This is a genomic window from Pseudomonas sp. o96-267, from assembly GCF_003935465.1.
Taxonomy (GTDB): domain Bacteria; phylum Pseudomonadota; class Gammaproteobacteria; order Pseudomonadales; family Pseudomonadaceae; genus Aquipseudomonas; species Aquipseudomonas sediminis.
Window position 1 is genome coordinate 1 of the sequence record NZ_RHQP01000021.1, and the last position, 16332, is coordinate 16332.

Sequence of the window (16332 nt, forward strand, 5' to 3'; positions counted from 1 at the left end):
GGCGCAGCGGACGGGACTCGAACCCGCGACCCCCGGCGTGACAGGCCGGTATTCTAACCGACTGAACTACCGCTGCGCGTCGGTGGACTTTCGTCCTTCTCTCTAAGGCTATGGTGGGTGATGACGGGATCGAACCGCCGACCCTCTGCTTGTAAGGCAGATGCTCTCCCGGCTGAGCTAATCACCCATGTGCCTTAGCGAGGCGCGCACTTTATGCAGGCGGCGATGCTAAGTCAACACCCTGCTTGAATTTTTTCTGAAAAAGGCAGGTTCATTGCCCACCTCATTCCATCTCTCCGCACAGTTCGGCGGCGCGCAGCAGCGCGGCAGTGAGGCTGTGGCGCTCCCAATCGGCCAGCGCGGCAAAACGCTGGTTGAACTCCGGCGGCATCAACGACGGTGCCTGCTGGATCAGCTCACGTCCGGCGGCACTGATCAGTAGCCACTGGCGACGGCGATCCTGGTCATCACGCTGGCGCTGCAACAGGCCGTGCTCCTCGAGACGATCGAGCAGCCCGGAAAGCGTCGCCGCGGTGAGGCTGACGCGACTACTGAGCACGCTCGCAGTCATGCGCGTCTCGCTGGCCAGCACCTGCAGCACCATCAACTGCATGGGCGTCAGCCCGCCAAAACGGGCCAAACGCTTGGCATGCACTTCCCCCGCCTGCTGCAAGCGGCGCAGCGCCTGGAATAGTGGCATTTCAAAGGCCATGACAGATGACAAATCTATTTCACCAGGAACTTTTTTATCACTCATAAGCACCAATACACATTAACCAAAACTTTGACATGAAAGCATTTTCTTGTTTTGGTGTAAAAGGTTCGGCCTGTCCGAGCCACCATCCCCAACGGCAATACCGGTAAGGAACTATGTGCGGAATAGCTGGAGAACTACGTTTTGATCGACGTCCCGCGGACCTGGCGGCAGTCGAGCGCATCACCCACCACCTGGCCCCTCGCGGCCCCGACGCTCACGGCTTTCATAGCCAGGGCCCGATCGCCTTGGGCCATCGCCGGCTGAAGATCATGGATCTGGCCGAAGCCTCGGGCCAGCCGATGATCGACAGCGATCTCGGCCTCTCGATGGTGTTCAACGGTGCCATCTATAACTACCCCGAGCTGCGCGGCGAGCTGGAAGCGCTGGGCTATCGCTTCTTCTCCGGCGGTGACACCGAGGTACTGCTCAAGGGCTATCACGCCTGGGGCGAGGCGCTGCTGCCCAAACTCAATGGCATGTTCGCCTTCGCCGTCTGGGAGCGTGACAAGCAAAGTCTGTTCATCGCCCGCGACCGCCTCGGCGTCAAACCGCTGTACCTGTCGCGCACTGGTGAGCGCCTGCGCTTCGCCTCGTCGCTGCCAGCCCTGCTGCAGGGTGGCGACATCGCCAAGACGCTGGATGCCGTCGCCCTCAACCACTATTTGAACTTCCATGCCGTGGTGCCCGCGCCGCGCACCATCCTGGCGGGCGTGGAGAAACTGCCGCCAGCCACCTGGATGCGTGTCGATGCCGACGGCAAGGTCGAACAGCACACCTGGTGGACGCTGCAGTTCGGCCCGCAAGGCGAGGAAGTGAACTTCGGCTTTGAAGAATGGCGCGACCGCACACTGCAGACCATGCGCGAAGCAGTGGAGATTCGTCAGCGCGCGGCGGTCGACGTCGGCGTGCTGCTCTCCGGCGGCGTCGATTCGAGCATGCTGGTCGGCCTGCTGCGCGAAGCTGGTGTGGAGAACCTGCTGACCTTCTCCATCGGCTTCCAGGATGCCGGCGGCGAACGTGGCGACGAATTCCAGTATTCGGACCTGATCGCCCAGCATTTCGGCACCCGCCATCATCAATTGCGCATTGGCGAGCACGAGATTCTCGAGCAGCTGCCGCAGGCCTTCCGCGCCATGAGCGAGCCGATGGTCAGCCATGACTGCATCGCCTTCTACCTGCTCTCGCGCGAAGTCGCCAAGCATTGCAAGGTGGTACAGAGTGGCCAAGGCGCTGACGAACTGTTCGCCGGCTACCACTGGTATCCGCAAGTCGATGGTGCCAAGGATGCTTTCGCCGCCTACCGCGCCGCTTTCTTCGACCGCGAGCACGACGAATACGCGGCCTGCGTGCAGCCCGCCTGGCTGACCGGCGACATGGCTGGCGAGTTCGTTCGCGAGCACTTCGCCATGCCCGGCGCCGATGCGGCAGTGGACAAGGCCCTGCGCCTGGACAGCACAGTGATGCTGGTCGACGACCCGGTCAAACGGGTGGACAACATGACCATGGCCTGGGGCCTGGAGGCACGCACGCCGTTCCTCGACTACCGCGTGGCCGAACTGTCAGCGCGCATTCCCGCGCAGTTCAAGCTGCCAGAAGGCGGCAAGTACGTGCTCAAGGAAGCCGCGCGCAAGGTCATCCCCAGCGAGGTGATCGACCGGCCCAAAGGCTACTTCCCGGTGCCAGGGCTCAAGCATCTGGAGGGTGCCACCCTCGGTTGGGTGCGCGACCTGCTGCTCGACCCCAGCCAGGATCGCGGCCTGTTCAACCCGACCATGCTCGATCAGTTGCTGACCAACCCGCAAAGCCAGCTCACGCCGCTGCGCGGGTCCAAGCTATGGCAACTGGCAGCGCTCAATCTGTGGTTGAGCGAACAGGGTCTGTAACTCACATGGAGCGGCCCTCGGGCCGCTCCTGCTGGATCAATGGTCATAGCCCGGCAAAGCCGGGATGTGTCGCGACTCAATGACGATCCGGCCAAGACCGGACGTTGTGAACACGGACAGGGATTATTCCATGCGCTCCACTGCCTTCAACCAACGCCTGCTGCGAGGCCAGACACCATCCTACGAGCGTCTGCAGGCCCGCCTGGCCGAGGATCACAGCAGCCAGCCCAGCCAGCCACAAGCCATTCATTGCGGCTGGGGCCGCCTGCTGATCGGCCATACCTACCCCGACGCCACTGTCCTGGCCGAATCCCTGCTGGACGAACAGCCCGGTGAACGTGACATCGCCCTCTACGTAGCCGCCCCGCATCAGGTGCTGGCGCATGCACCGCAGCAACTGTTTCTCGACCCCTCCGACACGCTGCGCCTGTGGTTCACCGACTACCGCCCGGCGCGTCGCAGCTTCCGTGGTTTTCGTATTCGCCGGGCGCAGAACGATGCCGACTGGCAGGCCATCAACTGCCTGTACCAGACCCGCGGCATGCTGCCGATCGACCCGGCCAAGCTCACGCCTTACACCGAGGGCGGCCCGACCTACTGGCTGGCCGAGGACGAAGACAGCGGCGCGGTGATAGGCAGTGTCATGGGCCTCAACCACCAGCGCGCTTTCCGTGACCCGGAGAACGGCAGCAGCCTGTGGTGCCTGGCGGTCGACCCGCAATGCAGCCGACCCGGTGTCGGCGAAGTACTGGTGCGTCACCTGATCGAGCACGGCATGAGCCGTGGCCTGAGCTACCTCGACCTGTCGGTGCTGCACGATAACAAGCAGGCCAAGAAGCTCTACGCCAAGCTCGGCTTCCGCGAGCTGCAGACCTTCAGCCTCAAGCGCAAGAACGGCATCAACCAGCCGCTGTTCCTCGGCCCCGGCCCACAGGCCGAGCTCAACCCCTACGCGCGGATCATCGTCGACGAGGCGCTGCGCCGCGGCATCGAAGTGCAGGTGGATGACGCCGAGGCCGGGCTGTTCACCCTCAGTCACGGTGGCCGACGCATCCGCTGCCGCGAATCGCTGTGCGACCTGACCAGTGCCGTGAGCATGACCCTGTGCCAGGACAAGCGTCTGACCCACCGTGCCCTGTCGCGCGCTGACCTTAGCGTGCCGGCCCAGCGCCTGGCCGCCAGCGCCGAGGACAATGCCACTTTTCTCGCTGAACATGGCTCGGTCGTGGTCAAACCAGTCGATGGCGAACAAGGCCAGGGCGTGGCTGTGGATCTGCGTACACCGGGCGAGGTGCAGGAAGCCATCGAACGCGCCCGCGTGTTCGATCAGCGCGTGCTGCTGGAGAGTTATCACGAAGGTCACGACCTGCGCGTACTGGTAATCGGCTACGAGGTGGTGGCCGCGGCTATCCGCCGTCCGGCCGAGATCATTGGCGATGGCCGCCACAGCATCGGCGAGCTGATCGATGCGCAAAGCCGTCGCCGCCAGGCCGCCACCGGTGGCGAAAGCCGCATCCCCAAGGACGCCGAAACCCTGCGCACCCTGCATGGCGCCGGCCTCGACTACGACAGTGTGCTGCCCGCCGGCGAGCGCCTGGCCGTGCGCAAGACTGCCAACCTGCATACCGGCGGGACTCTGGAAGACGTCACCGCAATCCTCCATCCGACCCTGCGCGACGCTGCCATCAAGGCCGCGCGCGCCCTGGAAATCCCCGTGGTTGGCCTCGACCTGCTGGTGCCCGCCGCTGATCAGCCGGAATACGTATTCATCGAAGCCAACGAGCGCGCTGGCCTGGCCAACCATGAGCCACAGCCGACCGCCGAGCGCTTCGTCGACCTGCTGTTCCCGCTCAGCCAGGTATCGAGCTGACCACTCTCCCCCGGCCCTCTCCCGCACAGGGAGAGGGGAAACCCGAATGCCGAGGAGCTTGCATGCAACAACTACCCGAACCCGATCTCGACTACATGCAGAAGGTGCTGCTGGAGATGCTTGCCATTCCCAGCCCCACCGGTTTCACCGACACCATCGTGCGCTACGTCGCCGAACGTCTCGAAGAGCTGGAAATCCCCTTCGAGCTGACCCGCCGCGGCACCATTCGCGCCACCCTGCGCGGGCGCCAGAGCGAGTACGAGCGGTTCGACCGCGCCGTGTCCGTGCACTTGGACACCATTGGCGCCATCGTCCGCGAAATCAAGGACAACGGCCGCCTGGGCCTGGCCCCGGTGGGCTGCTGGTCGAGCCGCTTCGCCGAAGGTAGCCGTGTCAGCCTGTTCACCGACAACGGCGTGATTCGCGGCAGTGTGCTGCCACTGATGGCCTCGGGGCACGCCTTCAACACCGCCGTCGACACCATGCCAGTGAGCTGGGATCACGTCGAACTGCGCCTGGACGCCTACTGCGCCACCCGCGCTGATTGCGATTCCTTGGGCGTTTGCGTCGGTGATTTCGTCGCCTTCGATCCGCTGCCGGAGTTTTCCGAGAGCGGCCATATCAGCGCCCGTCACCTCGATGACAAGGCCGGCGTCGCCGCCCTGCTGGCGTCACTCAAGGCGATTCGTGATCACGGCCTGCAACCGATGATCGACTGCCACCCGCTGTTCACCATCACCGAAGAGGTCGGCTCCGGCGCTGCTGCCGCGCTGCCCTGGGATGTCAGCGAGTTCGTCGGCATCGACATCGCTCCGGTCGCGCCGGGCCAGCAGTCCAGCGAGCACGCCGTCAGCGTGGCGATGCAGGACTCCGGCGGCCCCTACGACTATCACCTGTCACGTCAGTTGCTGCGCCTGGCAGCCGAACAGGACGTACCGGTACGCCGCGACCTGTTCCGCTACTACCACAGCGACGCGCAATCGGCGGTCACCGCCGGCCATGACATCCGCACGGCGCTGCTGGCCTTCGGCTGCGACGCGACTCACGGCTATGAACGCACCCATATCGATAGCCTCAAGGCCCTCAGCCGCCTGCTCACCGCCTACATGATGAGCCCACCGGTGTTCGCCAGCGATGCGCAACCGGCACAGGGCTCGCTAGAGCGCTTCAGTCATCAGCTGGAGCATGACGCTCAGATGGAAAGCGATACCCGGGTCCCGCCGGTAGACAGCCTGGTTGGCCAACATGATCGGGACGCTTGAAGGCTTGAGCGCATAAAGGCAAAGTGACACACAGAACGACAGGGGAGCATCAGCTCCCCTTTTTCTGGCCTGCAGTCAGTGGCCAACCTTAGGGCCGTCGCCAAGCGACGTTGAACATGACACCCCGGCCATTTTCCTGGCCTTCTGAGGTTCACGGATGCCTCGCGTCTTTCTGGCCTTGCTGTTGCTCTGGCTCGCCTGCCCCAGTTGGGCGCTTACGCCTGCGTCGCTCGACAGCGACGACCTGCGCCTATCCCTGGGCCCTTACACCGGTTATTACGAAGACATAAAGGGCACCCTGAGCATCGAGCAGGTGCAGGCGCTGGATGATGACGCCTTCAAGGCCCTGGGCGGTGAACATGCCAACCTCGGCAAGAACGCATCGGTGTGGTGGTTCAAGGCTCGCCTGGTCAACGCCCTGAACCATGAGCTGGGTGGCTATCTCGAAGTCAACTATCCGTTGCTCGATCATCTGCAGGTGCACCTGATAGATCCGGACGGCAACCGCCTGGAACAGGAAAGCGGCGACAGTTTCGCCTTCTCCCAGCGGCCGGTGCAGGTTCGCAATTTCTGGTTCCCAATGCAGCTGGAGCCCGGTGTCAGTACCTTGCTGATCCGCGTCGAAACCACCAGCACGGTGTTCGTGCCGCTATTCTTCGCCACCTACGGTGCCAGCGCAGCCGCGCAGGAAAACCTGATGGGCTTCAACGGCGCGTTCTACGGCGTGCTGTTCGCCATGTTCTGCTACAACCTGTTCCTCTACCTGTCGCTGCGTGAATCGGCCTACCTCTGGTACCTGGCCTACAACCTCAACGTCGGCCTGCTCGCGGCGTGCTTCGACGGCATGCTGTTCAAGCTGCTGCCCGAGCACGTGGCCTTTCAGTCGGTCAGCATCTACATCCTGATGTACGCGCACTGCCTCACGGCCATCCAGTTCAGCCGTCATTTCCTGCATGCACGTCAGTATTTCCCGCGTCTGGATACCGGCCTGCGCCTGCTGATGTTGGTCTGCGTCGGCTGCCTGCTGTCGATACCGCTGATCGGCTTCGCTGCCTGGAACATCCTGGCCAGCGTCACCGTCTCCCTGGTGTCGCTGATCCTGCTGCTGACCGGCATCTACGTGTGGCGTCGTGGCGTACGTTATGGCTCCTACTACACCCTGGCCTGGGCCATCCTGCTGTTCGCCTTCATCCAGGCCACCACCGGTTCGCTGGGCCTGGAAGTGTTCGGCGTGTTCGGCGCCGCGGCGGTGAAGATCGGCGTGACCATCGAGCTGATCACCCTGTCCATCGGCCTTGCCGACCGCATCAACCTGCTCAAGGAGGAAGGCTTCCAGTCGCGCCGTGCGGCCGAGCAAGCCGCCTTCGAGAACCAGGCCAAGAGTCGCTTCCTGGCCAAGATGAGCCATGAAATCCGCACCCCGCTCAACGGCGTGCTGGGTATGTTGCAACTGCTGCGCGAAACACCGCTGGATCGCAGCCAGCGCTTCTACGTCGACACCATTTCCAGCTCCGGCAGCTCGTTGATGGCGGTGATCAACGACATCCTCGACTACGCCCGCATCGAGTCCGGCAAGCTCAGCCTGGAGCAGATCGAGTTCGACCTGGAAGACATGATTTCCGAGACGCTCAGCCTGTTCACCGGCCAGGCGCTGGACAAACGCCTGCGCCTCTACGTCAGCCTGGAAAACGGCGTACCCCGGCGTATTCAGGGTGATCCGACGCGGCTCAAGCAGGTGTTGATGAACCTGCTCAGCAACGCCCTCAAGTTCACTGCCGAAGGCCATGTGGCCGTCAGCGTCAGCCGCCGCAGCGACAGCCATGGCCGGCCGCATCTGGTGTTCGCCGTCAGCGACAGTGGCATAGGAATCAGTGAGCAGGCGCTGGCGCAATTGTTCGAATCTTTCGCTCAGGGCGACTCCAGCACTACTCACCGCTATGGCGGCAGTGGCCTGGGCCTGGCCATCAGCAAAGAGCTGGTGGAAATGATGGGCGGTAGAATCGAAGTACAGAGCACCCTGGGCCAGGGCACCCGCTTCGCGTTCGACATGCCGCTACTGGCCGAACAGGAAACAGCCGACGAGCTCAGCCGCCTGCTGGCCGGCCGCACCGCCCTGCTCGCCTCTCTCGATGGCCTGGGCCTGGATGCCATGAGCCGTCTGCTCGGGCGTTGGGGCATGCGCACCGAACGCTGCCAGACGCCAGAGCGCCTGCAGGACTATCTGGAGGATTTCGCTGCGCCGCCGTTGCTGGTACTGATGGCGCCCTGGCCAGGAGGCGTCAACCACTGGCTCGACTCGCTCCGGCCCAAGCTGCAGGCGCAACAGCGCGTGCTGCTGGTCTGCCCGCCCGAGGCCTGCCAACATCTGCCGGCGAGCCATGGTCTGCGCCTGCAACACCTGGCCCAACCCGTGGCGATCAACGCGCTGCGCCAGGCCTTGAACGGGCTGTATGAAGAACCCAGAGCACAGGTACATCAGTTGGTCAGAGAAATACGCAGCGACAACAGCGAAGCCCCCTGCATTCTCGTGGCAGAGGACAACCCGGTGAACCAACTGGTGGTTCAGGGCTTTTTGAAGAAACGTGGCTACAGTGTGCGCCTGGTAGGCGACGGCCAGGCGGCGGTGGACGAATACGCTCGCGACCCGGCAGCCGTGCATTTGATCCTGATGGATTGCGAGATGCCGGTGATGGACGGCTTCGAAGCCACACGGCAGATCCGCCGGTTCGAACGCGACCGGCAACTCGCTGCCGTCCCCATCATCGCACTGACCGCGCATATCCTCGACGAGCACCGTCAGCACGGTCTGGACGCTGGTATGGATGATTTCCTCGGCAAACCGCTGGATAGCGCCCTGCTCTACAGCACGCTGGAGCATCACCTCAAGCGGCCCGGCACGATGCACTGAGGAAGCTCGCAGCATGGAGCCCTGTGGCTCTATCATGGGCTCCAATAACTGGAGTCACTCGCTGTGCTGATCCCCGCTGACCTGCTGCAAGCCGACACCCTCACCGCCCTGATCGAAGACTTCGTCACCCGTGACGGGACCGACAATGGCGATGAAACCCCGCTGGAAACCCGCGTGCAACGCGTGCGTCGCGCCCTGGACAAGGGCGAAGCAGTGATCGTCTTCGACCCTGACAGCCAGCAATGCCAACTGGCGATGAAGCGTGACGTGCCCAAGGAATGGCTGGAGGCGTTGCAGCAATCGCTCAGTGATTGACCGTATGCGCCAGCATCACCGATAGCTGACACAGCGGTCGGCCGCTTTCGGCCTGCCACTGGTTGAACGCCGCCTGCACCGCGGCCAGGTCTTTCAAGCTGGTCGGCGCCTTGTCGATCACGTCCTGCGCTTTCAGCGCGGCGACCATGTCATCGGTGGGGATGAAGGTGTCCTTGCCCACCATGCGCAGAAAACGCGGCGCTGACAGACCACCAAGCTGACTGCCATGCTTGGCCAGGTATTTCCACAGACCGACGATGTCGGTCACCGGCCAGTCAGCGATCAGTGCACCAAAGCTACCCTTCTCACGACGCACATCGAGGATGAACTGGGCGTTGCGCGGCACACTTTTCAGCTTGCCCAGGTGGCGGATCAGCCGCGCATCCTGCATCAGGTTCTCCAGGCGTTCGGCGCCCATCAGCACCACCTTCTCCGGATCGAAGCCAAAGAACACCTGCTCGAAGGCCGGCCATTTGGCGTCCACCAGACTGTGTTTGAGGCCTGCGCGGAAGATGCGCAGGCTGATCAGCGACAGATAACGGTCATCACTCAGCGCCCGCAGTTCGGCATCGCTACGCGGCTGCGGCAGCATGGCCTCCAGTGCCTTCGCCGAGCCGAAGCGATTGAGGCAAAACTCGTGCAGCCACTTGTAATCACGCATGAATCAAATCCTTCATGAAACGGATGACAGAGCCTGCACGCAGCGCGTTGAACACTCAAGTCCCACAGCGATGACGCTCACGTAGGGCGGGTGAAACCTGCCAATCTCGAACCAGCGGCTTGCACCCGCCCTACCCACGCAAACGTTCGGCAGCCTGGCGCAACGCAGCCTCGGTACCGCTCCAGCCCAGGCAACCATCGGTGATCGATACGCCGTAACGCAGCTCGCCGGCAAGCGTCTGGCAGCCGTCGAACAGGTGGCTCTCCAGCATCACCCCGCGCAGGCTGTCATCGCCAGCCAGGCGCTGATCGATCACGCTTTCCAGCACCGCCGGTTGACGCAACGGATCCTTGCCGCTGTTGGCGTGACTGCAATCGACCAGAATGCGCGGCGCGATGCCCTGGCGCTCAAGTGCCTGCCGCGCAGCGGCGACGCTGACGGCATCATGGTTCGGTGCGCCGTGGCCGCCGCGCAGTACCAGATGGGTGTCGGGGTTGCCCGCGGTATGCAGCAGGGCCGGATGGCCGAGGTCATCGATGCCGAAGTGCTGATGCGGGTGCGCCGCCGAGCGCATGGCGTCGCAGGCGATGCCGACACTGCCGTCGGTGCCGTTCTTGAAGCCCACCGGCAAATCCAGGCCGCTGACCATCTCGCGATGCACCTGCGACTCGCTGGTACGGGCACCAACCGCTGCCCAGCCGAGCAGGTCGTCGAAGTAGCCGGCGGCCATCGGCTGCAGCAGCTCGGTGGCCAGCGGCAAGCCGCGAGCGAGGATATCCAGCATCAACTGCCGGGACTGTCGCAAACCCTCGGCCATATCACCACTGCCATCCAGATGCGGATCGTACAACAGCCCTTTCCAACCGACGGTGGTGCGCGGTTTTTCCACGTAGGCGCGCATCACCATCAGTAGTTGATCATCGACCTGCGGCGCCAGCTCGGCCAGGCGCTCGGCATATTCGAGGGCGCTGCTACGGTCATGCAGGGAACAGGGGCCGACCACCACCAGCAGGCGCGAGTCGCGGCCATCGAGCACGGCGCGAATGGCGTCACGGTCAGCGGCAATACGTTCGGCAAGTGCGGCGGGTAGCGGCAGGCGTTGACGCAGTACGGCGGGGCTGGGCAGCGGCTGGGCGCTGCGGCGGGCGGGGGTGGTGACGGAGGAGGCGAGTTGAGCGGAGCTGTTCATGATCTGGCGGTTCCTTGGCTGGCGCGGTCGATGCCGCGGCGGCGCTAACTGAGTGTTCGTGGCAAAGGTGTCAGGGCGGTGGTGACGCTGCTAAATCGCCAGTCGTAGCGGTAGTTGCGGTAGTAACGGTTCATCTGTGAGTCCTCGATCTGTGGCCGTTTTTCGGCCGGAAAAAACAAAACCCCCGGTCGGGTTGCCGACCGGGGGTTTTCTGGAAAACGTCTCTGGTGGCGACCCTGGTGTCTCAGGCCGCCTGTGGGGTATCAGGCGCGCCTGTGGCTAAACCAATACCCAAAGAAGTAATACGCCGCAGCCACAAGCGACTGCGCACGAGCCAACGCGGCGCGCGAGGCACCGGCTTGCAGCATGGACAGGAGGTTGAGGCTGGCGGACATGGAATTCTCCAAAGCGATGGCCGAACCATACTCCAGGCCTTTGCAGCCTGGCAAGCGTCGCGGCTAAAGCCCCTCCCACAGGTTCGAGTCACTTGTGGGAGGGGCTTCAGCCGCGATGGCTTACAGGCTCATCACATCGAGAAAGCGCGGTGTGGCGCTGTCGTCGATCTTCAGGCTCTTGAAGTCGAACAGGTTACGGTCGGCCAGCTGGGAGGGGTGCACATTCTGCAGGGCGCGGAACATGATCTCGACGCGGCCCGGGCTCTTGCGCTCCCACTCCTGCAGCATCTCCTTGACCACCTGGCGTTGCAGGTTCTCCTGCGAGCCGCACAGGTTGCACGGGATGATGGGGAATTCCTTGAGCTGGCTGTAGGCCTCGATATCGGCTTCGGCGCAGTAGGCCAGCGGGCGGATCACCACGTTGCGACCGTCGTCGGATAAGAGCTTGGGCGGCATGGCCTTCAGCGTGCCGCCGTAGAACATGTTGAGGAAGAAGGTTTCCAGAATGTCGTCGCGGTGGTGTCCCAGCGCCATCTTGGTCGCGCCGATCTCGTCGGCGTAGGTGTACAGCGTGCCGCGACGCAGACGCGAGCACAACGAACAGGTGGTCTTGCCCTCGGGGATCTTCTCCTTGACCACCGAGTAGGTGTCCTTCTCGATGATGTGGTACGGCACGCCGACGGATTCCAGATAGGCCGGCAACACGTGCTCGGGGAAGCCGGGCTGCTTCTGATCCATGTTTACCGCGACGATCTCGAACTTGATCGGCGCCACCTTCTGCAGATACAGCAGCACGTCGAGCATGGTGTAGCTGTCCTTGCCGCCGGACAGGCAGACCATCACCTTGTCGCCATCCTCGATCATGTTGAAGTCGGTGATGGCTTCGCCGGCCAGGCGGCGAATGCGCTTCTGCAGTTTGTTCTGGTTGACCGAAAGGGTGCCCATGGTGCGTCGAAATCCGAGGGAGTGGGAACGAAAGCGCGACATTTTACGCACAATGGCGCCGCGCCCCCACCCCAGCGACAACTAAATGCTAGGCTCGGCCGATGAACGACGACCTCGACCCCGATCTGGACCTCGCCGAGCAGGTACTGCAACTGCTGCAGGCAGCACCGGACGGCATTGCCGAATACACCCTGATCCAGCAATTGAAAGATCGCCACAGCGGTCATGTCCCCAATCTGCCTCTGGCCGACAAGCTGGTGCTGTTTCGCACTCATTTCCTGCTGTTCAACGCGCTTTATCGCCTGCGCGAGCAGCTATGGCAGAAAAAGAGTCACCTGCTGCAGATCAGCCCGCTGTGTATACGTCTGCTGCCCTATCAGTCAGGCAGTGCGGCGCTCAGTGAACGCGACGCCCTGCGTGACTACTACCTGGACATGAGCAACCTGCAGAGCACCGACGAACGCGACGTCGAGCGCCTGCTGACCAGCTTCTGGACGCGCATGCAAGGCGGCGAAGAGAAGCAGGCTGCACTCGAGTTGTTCGAACTGGCCCATGAACGGACACTCGACCTGCCACGAATCAAGCTGCGCTACCGACAAATGGTCAGCGAGCATCATCCGGACCGAGGCGGCAGCACAGAGCGGTTGCAATCGATAAACCTGGCCATGGAAATTCTTGAGCGCTATTACCACTGACTTCTAGAGAGCGATTTGCTCTAAAGCCAGACACCACGCCTGCTCCAGGCCCTGCCTATACTGCGACATAAGGTCGCATAGATTTGGCCTGACACCCGGTGGCGCTGTACACGCGTCCCGGGCGTTCGCTGGGGGGCGACCGTCATAAGAAAAGGAGGTGTCTGGCATGATCCACCACGTTTGGGGGCTCTTCACCCATCCCGATCAAGAATGGCAAGAAATCCGTGGCGAGGAAGAATCAATCAGCCACATGTACTTGACCCATGTGCTGATTCTTGCAGCAATTCCCGCTATTTCAGCCTACATCGGCACTACCCAGGTTGGCTGGGCGATTGGTGACCGAGCACCGGTAATGCTTACCGAAGGCAGTGCGATGGTGATGACCATCATGTCCTACCTGGCGATGCTCGCCGGGGTAGCCGTGATGGGCGCATTCATCCACTGGATGGCACGTACCTACGACGCCAATCCTAGCCTGACCCAGTGCATCGTATTCGCGGCTTACACCGCCACCCCACTGTTCATCGGAGGTCTCGCAGCGCTCTATCCGCATCTGTGGCTGGGCATGGTCGTGGGCACGGTCGCGATCTGCTACACGGTTTATCTGCTCTATGTCGGCATACCGACGTTCATGAACATTCCTGAAGATGAAGGCTTCATGTTCTCCAGCTCTGTACTGGCGGTCGGCTTGGTCGTGCTGGTAGCGATGATCGCCAGCTCGGTCATTCTCTGGGGCATGGGCGTCGGCCCGGTCTACACAAGCTGACAGCCGATAGTGACAAACCCACAGGCCGCCCTCGGGCGGCCTTTTCGTTGCCATGCACCAGAAAATTTGGGTTGAACCCTACGCTGCAACGGCTGCCGGACATTTAAAGGCAGCCAAGCGGATGGTCACACCATGTATGCGAACCTCTACACCCTTCTCACCCGCCCGGATCGAGCGTGGACGGCCATTCGCCAGGACGAGGAACGCAACAGCGCCAGCTACCTGCCCTACCTGCTGCTTTTCAGCCTGCTGCCAGCAGTTTGCCTGTTCATCGGCACCCACTGGGTAGGCTGGAGCCTGGTAGACGAAGAACGCATTCGCCTGGAGTTCGCCAGCGCACTGCAGTTGAGCGTACTGCTGTATCTGGCGGCGCTGGTCGGTGTCTTCATCATGGGCTACTTCCTGCGCTATATGTCGCGTACCTTCGAGGCCAGGCCCACCTTCAACCAGTGCATCGGCTTCATCGCTTATGCCTGCACGCCCTTCTTTCTCGCCGGGATCGCCGCGCTCTATCCCACGCGCTGGCTGGCAATCAGCGTCCTGCTACTCGCCTGTGCCCATGCCGCCTACCTGATCTATATCGGGCTGCCACGTTTCATGCGCATCGACAACCAACAGGGTTTCCTCTACGCCTCCTCGATGATTGGCGTGGGGCTGCTGGTGATCGTCACCATTCTGGTCAGCATGATCCTGTTCTGGACCTACACCCTGGAGCCGGAGTATCAGCGCACGGTGCAGCAGGATCAGAGCCGCGGCACGCAGGAACAGCGCATGCAGGCGCCAGTAGACGAGTGATACCTGCGCTGGTTGCTGGCTTGCGGCATAATTCCCGCTCAGCCTGCACCAGCGCCTGTCCATGCCCGAACAGATTCAAGCCCGCGTCGAAGCCTGCTATCAGCAGGCAGAAACCTTCTTCAAGCAACGCTTTGCCCGCCCCGAGATCAGCTTCAAGCTGCGTGGGCAGAAGGCTGGCGTCGCACACCTCACGGAAAACAAGCTGCGCTTCAACCTGCAGCTGTACCGGGCCAACCATGAGGATTTCCTGCGCCAGACCGTGCCTCACGAAGTCGCTCACATGGTCGCCCACCAGCTATTCGGCCCGCGCATCCAGCCGCATGGTGAGGAGTGGCAGTTGATCATGCGCGGCGTCTACGAACTGCCGCCACATCGCTGCCACAGCTATGAAGTCGAACGGCGCAAGGTCAGTCGCTTCATCTATCGTTGTAGCTGCGCGGACGGTGAATTTCCCTTCTCCGCCCAGCGTCACGCTCTGGTCGCCAAAGGCCGCCGTTACTACTGCCGGCGCTGCAAGGTGACGCTGACCTTCAGTGGCGAGCAGCGCCAGGAGTGATGGGGAAACTCTCATAGCCCCTTGGTGCGCGCGGCGCACCCTACGCCAGTATCGAAGCCCCGCAGGGTGCGCTGTGCGCAGCGACATTGCCAGACAGTGAGCCGTTCGACTCAACCCAGCGCCCTAGCACTCCTCAACGCCTCGATCTGTTCGGCGTCGTAGCCCAGCTCAGCCAGCACCTCGGCGGTATGCGCGCCAACTGCCGCACCGACATGCCTTGGCGGTGGTAACCCTTCGGAGAACTTCAGTGGACAGGCCAGTTGCGCCTGCGCCGGCAAGCCTTCGCGCGGCACCTCGACGACCAGTTCGCGCGCCCTGATCTGCGGATGCTGCACCGCTTCGGACAGCGGCAGCATCGGCTCGACGCAAGCATCCAGCTCGGCGAATACCGCGCACCATTGCGCGAAATCGCGCTTCTCGAACTCGATCTCGATCTCGCGCTTGAGCGCGCGCTGGTACTCGGGCTTTTGCGACAGACCACGCGCCGCCAACTCGGGGCGGCCGATGGCGACGCAGAACTGCTGCATGAACTGCGGCTCCAGGCTGCCAACGGAGAACCAACGACCGTCGCGGGTACGGTAGTAGTCGTAAAAGCTGCCGCCATTGAGCGCCTGGTTTTCCATGTCAGGCTCGACGCCGGCACCCAGGTAGCCAGCCCCTGCCATGCCGTGCAGGCTGAACGCACAGTCGGTCATGCTCACGTCGACCTGCTGCCCCAGGCCGGTAACCTGGCGCTGCACCACGGCCGCGAGCAGGCCGATCACGCCATGCAGCGAGCCACCTGCCAGGTCGGCCAACTGCACGCCAAGCGGTAACGGGCCACTGTCGCGGCGCCCTGTATAGCTGGCGATGCCGGCCAGCGCCAGGTAGTTGATGTCATGCCCGGCACGGTCACGGTACGGCCCGCTCTGGCCGTAGCCGGTGATCGACACGTAGATCAGCCGCGGGTTGATCGCCTTGAGCGCCTCGTAGCCGACACCCAGCTTGTCCATCACGCCGGGGCGGAACTGCTCGAGCACGATGTCGTACTCGCCAACCAGTTGCTTGACCACCTCAACGGCCTCTGGCCGCTTAAGGTCCAGGGCGATGCTGCGCTTGTTGCGGTTGAGGTAGGCGTGACTGGTGGAGGTTCCGCCGTCGTGCGGCGGCAGCACGCGTACCAGATCCATGCGCGTGGGCGACTCCACCCGCAGCACCTCGGCGCCCATGTCGGCCAACAGCAGCGACGCGAACGGCCCAGGCAGCAACGTGGAAAAATCGAGAATCTTCAGCGATGACAACGGGCCGGACATGGTGACTCCAAATGCGATGTTTGGCGTAGTGCTGGCAGGTTCG

15 protein-coding genes and 2 tRNA genes are annotated in these 16332 nt (G+C 62.9%); 9 read left to right on the top strand and 8 right to left on the bottom strand.

Annotated features, from left to right (window positions below):
• Positions 1-2 precede the first annotated feature (2 nt).
• From EGJ86_RS15145 to EGJ86_RS15155, 3 genes are all read right to left on the bottom strand, one after another.
• Positions 3-76: transfer RNA gene (locus tag EGJ86_RS15145), tRNA-Asp, on the bottom strand.
• A gap of 35 nt (positions 77-111) precedes the next feature.
• Positions 112-187, bottom strand: a tRNA-Val gene (locus EGJ86_RS15150).
• A gap of 96 nt (positions 188-283) precedes the next feature.
• The gene (locus EGJ86_RS15155) at positions 284-757 is read right to left on the bottom strand and encodes a MarR family winged helix-turn-helix transcriptional regulator (RefSeq protein ID WP_037000023.1); all 474 of its coding nucleotides are present in this window, start codon (positions 755-757) and stop codon (positions 284-286) included.
• A gap of 113 nt (positions 758-870) precedes the next feature.
• On the opposite strand from EGJ86_RS15155, the gene EGJ86_RS15160 reads away from it, so the two are divergent.
• The 5 genes from EGJ86_RS15160 (at position 871) to EGJ86_RS15180 (ending at position 8995) form a co-directional block, all read left to right on the top strand.
• Positions 871-2640 (top strand): N-acetylglutaminylglutamine amidotransferase, encoded by a 1770-nt coding sequence (locus EGJ86_RS15160; RefSeq protein WP_125835690.1) that lies wholly within the window; start codon positions 871-873, stop codon positions 2638-2640.
• 130 nt (positions 2641-2770) lie between these two features.
• Entirely contained in the window at positions 2771-4510 is a 1740-nt protein-coding gene (gene ngg / locus EGJ86_RS15165; protein ID WP_106735542.1) for an N-acetylglutaminylglutamine synthetase, read from the top strand.
• A gap of 62 nt (positions 4511-4572) precedes the next feature.
• On the top strand, positions 4573-5772 hold the full coding sequence (locus tag EGJ86_RS15170; protein WP_106735543.1) for an osmoprotectant NAGGN system M42 family peptidase: 1200 nt from the start codon (positions 4573-4575) through the stop codon (positions 5770-5772).
• Between the two features lie 157 nt (positions 5773-5929).
• Positions 5930-8680, top strand: a complete 2751-nt coding sequence (locus EGJ86_RS15175; protein ID WP_125835691.1) for a hybrid sensor histidine kinase/response regulator — start codon at positions 5930-5932, stop codon at positions 8678-8680.
• Positions 8681-8743: 63 nt separating this feature from the next.
• On the top strand, positions 8744-8995 hold the full coding sequence (locus tag EGJ86_RS15180) for a YheU family protein (RefSeq protein WP_037000031.1): 252 nt from the start codon (positions 8744-8746) through the stop codon (positions 8993-8995).
• Here the strand turns inward: EGJ86_RS15180 and EGJ86_RS15185 are convergent.
• The 4 genes from EGJ86_RS15185 to ttcA form a co-directional block, all read right to left on the bottom strand.
• On the bottom strand, positions 8985-9656 hold the full coding sequence (locus EGJ86_RS15185) for a DNA-3-methyladenine glycosylase I (protein WP_106735545.1): 672 nt from the start codon (positions 9654-9656) through the stop codon (positions 8985-8987). The genes EGJ86_RS15180 and EGJ86_RS15185 overlap by 11 nt on opposite strands.
• Before the next feature lie 130 nt (positions 9657-9786).
• Complete coding sequence (locus EGJ86_RS15190) at positions 9787-10845, bottom strand: 3-deoxy-7-phosphoheptulonate synthase (RefSeq protein ID WP_125835692.1); 1059 nt, start codon at positions 10843-10845, stop codon at positions 9787-9789.
• Between the two features lie 263 nt (positions 10846-11108).
• Positions 11109-11240, bottom strand: coding sequence for a hypothetical protein (locus EGJ86_RS25360; RefSeq protein WP_256672454.1), 132 nt, complete (start codon positions 11238-11240; stop codon positions 11109-11111).
• Between the two features lie 120 nt (positions 11241-11360).
• Entirely contained in the window at positions 11361-12185 is an 825-nt protein-coding gene (gene ttcA / locus EGJ86_RS15195) for a tRNA 2-thiocytidine(32) synthetase TtcA (protein ID WP_099523313.1), read from the bottom strand.
• A 101-nt stretch (positions 12186-12286) separates the two neighbouring features.
• Here ttcA and EGJ86_RS15200 point away from each other — a divergent pair, with 101 nt between their 5' ends.
• The 4 genes from EGJ86_RS15200 to EGJ86_RS15215 all read left to right on the top strand — a co-directional run bounded on the left by EGJ86_RS15200 (position 12287) and on the right by EGJ86_RS15215 (position 14997).
• A complete protein-coding gene (locus tag EGJ86_RS15200; RefSeq protein ID WP_125835693.1) occupies positions 12287-12880 on the top strand; it encodes a DNA-J related domain-containing protein in 594 nt (197 codons plus the stop codon).
• Between the two features lie 166 nt (positions 12881-13046).
• Positions 13047-13646 (top strand): Yip1 family protein, encoded by a 600-nt coding sequence (locus tag EGJ86_RS15205; RefSeq protein ID WP_099523316.1) that lies wholly within the window; start codon positions 13047-13049, stop codon positions 13644-13646.
• A gap of 132 nt (positions 13647-13778) precedes the next feature.
• A complete protein-coding gene (locus EGJ86_RS15210; protein ID WP_125835694.1) occupies positions 13779-14441 on the top strand; it encodes a Yip1 family protein in 663 nt (220 codons plus the stop codon).
• A 61-nt stretch (positions 14442-14502) separates the two neighbouring features.
• Complete coding sequence (locus EGJ86_RS15215; protein ID WP_106735555.1) at positions 14503-14997, top strand: SprT family zinc-dependent metalloprotease; 495 nt, start codon at positions 14503-14505, stop codon at positions 14995-14997.
• A gap of 110 nt (positions 14998-15107) precedes the next feature.
• On the opposite strand, the gene EGJ86_RS15220 is transcribed toward EGJ86_RS15215, so the two are convergent.
• On the bottom strand, positions 15108-16289 hold the full coding sequence (locus tag EGJ86_RS15220; RefSeq protein WP_125835695.1) for a CaiB/BaiF CoA-transferase family protein: 1182 nt from the start codon (positions 16287-16289) through the stop codon (positions 15108-15110).
• Between the last annotated feature and the right edge of the window lie 43 nt (positions 16290-16332).

Coding starts and splice junctions, on each gene's coding strand:
- EGJ86_RS15155 (WP_037000023.1), bottom strand. CDS start 757: ATGAGTGATAAAAAAGTTCCTGGTGAAATAGATTTGTCATCTGTCATG.
- EGJ86_RS15160 (WP_125835690.1), top strand. CDS start 871: ATGTGCGGAATAGCTGGAGAACTACGTTTTGATCGACGTCCCGCGGAC.
- ngg (WP_106735542.1), top strand. CDS start 2,771: ATGCGCTCCACTGCCTTCAACCAACGCCTGCTGCGAGGCCAGACACCA.
- EGJ86_RS15170 (WP_106735543.1), top strand. CDS start 4,573: ATGCAACAACTACCCGAACCCGATCTCGACTACATGCAGAAGGTGCTG.
- EGJ86_RS15175 (WP_125835691.1), top strand. CDS start 5,930: ATGCCTCGCGTCTTTCTGGCCTTGCTGTTGCTCTGGCTCGCCTGCCCC.
- EGJ86_RS15185 (WP_106735545.1), bottom strand. CDS start 9,656: ATGCGTGATTACAAGTGGCTGCACGAGTTTTGCCTCAATCGCTTCGGC.
- EGJ86_RS15190 (WP_125835692.1), bottom strand. CDS start 10,845: ATGAACAGCTCCGCTCAACTCGCCTCCTCCGTCACCACCCCCGCCCGC.
- EGJ86_RS25360 (WP_256672454.1), bottom strand. CDS start 11,240: ATGTCCGCCAGCCTCAACCTCCTGTCCATGCTGCAAGCCGGTGCCTCG.
- ttcA (WP_099523313.1), bottom strand. CDS start 12,185: ATGGGCACCCTTTCGGTCAACCAGAACAAACTGCAGAAGCGCATTCGC.
- EGJ86_RS15200 (WP_125835693.1), top strand. CDS start 12,287: ATGAACGACGACCTCGACCCCGATCTGGACCTCGCCGAGCAGGTACTG.
- EGJ86_RS15205 (WP_099523316.1), top strand. CDS start 13,047: ATGATCCACCACGTTTGGGGGCTCTTCACCCATCCCGATCAAGAATGG.
- EGJ86_RS15210 (WP_125835694.1), top strand. CDS start 13,779: ATGTATGCGAACCTCTACACCCTTCTCACCCGCCCGGATCGAGCGTGG.
- EGJ86_RS15215 (WP_106735555.1), top strand. CDS start 14,503: ATGCCCGAACAGATTCAAGCCCGCGTCGAAGCCTGCTATCAGCAGGCA.
- EGJ86_RS15220 (WP_125835695.1), bottom strand. CDS start 16,289: ATGTCCGGCCCGTTGTCATCGCTGAAGATTCTCGATTTTTCCACGTTG.